Origin of the sequence: Nocardioides sp. NPDC059952, from assembly GCF_042730435.1 — a bacterium.
Classification (GTDB): Bacteria; Actinomycetota; Actinomycetes; order Propionibacteriales; family Nocardioidaceae; genus Nocardioides.
The window spans coordinates 1-1,290 of record NZ_JBHWLY010000163.1 but is presented as its reverse complement, the minus strand read 5'-3'; the positions used below and the strand labels follow the sequence as shown (position 1 = coordinate 1,290).

Below are 1,290 nucleotides of genomic sequence, written 5' to 3'. Positions count from 1 at the left end.
GCTCAGCCATGCGTCGCCTCCCGGTGACGGACGATGTGGCGGGTTCGTTCGGACCAAATGCCGCCGTAGACCACCTTCTCCGACAGGCGGCCGTGCATGTGGTGCAGCATCTGACCGTCGCCCAGGTAGACGCCGGCGTGGTTCGGCACCGGCGAGCGGATCTGCATCAGCACCATGTCGCCGCGCTGCGGCTCGCCGTCGATCAGCTCGAACCCTTCCGCACGCAGGCGGTCCAGGCTGTAGAGGTCCTGGCCCTTCTCCCACCACTCGTCCTCGCGCTCGTACTGGCTGAGCTGGATGCCCATCTCCCGGGCGCAGAAGTCGCGCACCAGGCTGTAGCAGTCGAGGATGCCGTGGGCGAACTGGCGGCCGACCAGCGGCGCCTCGTAGCCGCACGGCTCGATGGTCTGGAGGTCGCCGCATTCCGGGTCGGAACCGGTGCACTGCCCCACGCTCACGATGTGCCACGGCAGGCCGCTGGCTTCGCACATGACCCGGTCGGCATCCGATGCCGTGGCCGGGGCGTTCGGATGGCTGTGCACGACGGCCAGGACCTCGCCCTGGTCCTCCGCATCGGCATAGTCCTCGGCGGGCAGGCGGAAGTGCTCGCTGGGCGTGGTGGCCACGTTGCGGCAGGCAATGAAGACCTCACCGTCGGCCGTAGCCACAATGAGCCCGCAGCACTCGCGCGGGTACTCGGCCACGGCGTGCGCCTGGATGGCCTGCAGGGTGCTCTGTTGCATGGTCTCGCCCATGAAAAAGCCCGCACATGGCGGGCTGGATGGATGCTTGATGGTGGCTGTGATCAGGTGCGCAGCAGGCCTGCGGCTGGGAACCCGCCATAGGGGAGCGGTTTGTCGGCGCCGAAGCGCAGCTTGCAGCTCCTTACCCTGCCCCCGCACTGGTCGCGCGACGGGTCGGTGGTCGGCACGTCGTTGGCGTCTGCCACGGCCGGCCCGGTGTAGCCACAGAACGGGCCGCGATAGCCACCACGGATCAGCCAGCCGCACACGCCAGCAATGACCTGCCGCCCCGGCAGCTGCTCGCCGTTGAGGTCGATGGCCGTGGTCAGCTCGAACTCGACCACTTCCTTCGTCTCTGAGACCTTGCGCTCGATGAACCAGATCTCGTCCAGGAAGTGCTCGTTGGGGTCGGCGGTGGGGTTGAATCCACCAACCACTGGCTGTGCTCCGGTCGGGATGAAGAAGCCCTGCGGTGTGTCGGCCAATTCGATCTGCGTTCCGTAGCCGACAACGTTCCCGCCAACTGTGTTCGTGTCCGGGCCTATGC

Annotated in this window: 2 protein-coding genes; both read right to left on the bottom strand. The window is 67.4% G+C overall.

Annotated elements, in window-relative coordinates; genetic code table 11:
* Positions 1–2: 2 nt before the first annotated feature.
* Complete coding sequence (locus ACFV9G_RS29895) at positions 3–755, bottom strand: C40 family peptidase (RefSeq protein WP_378733124.1); 753 nt, start codon at positions 753–755, stop codon at positions 3–5.
* A gap of 50 nt (positions 756–805) precedes the next feature.
* Positions 806–1,290: phage minor tail protein L (locus ACFV9G_RS29890; protein WP_378733122.1), on the bottom strand; the 485-nt coding region annotated here is incomplete at its 5' end.

What these genes read in the sequence shown, in the direction of transcription:
- ACFV9G_RS29895 (WP_378733124.1), bottom strand. Translation starts at nt 755, where the DNA reads ATGGGCGAGACCATGCAACAGAGCACCCTGCAGGCCATCCAGGCGCAC.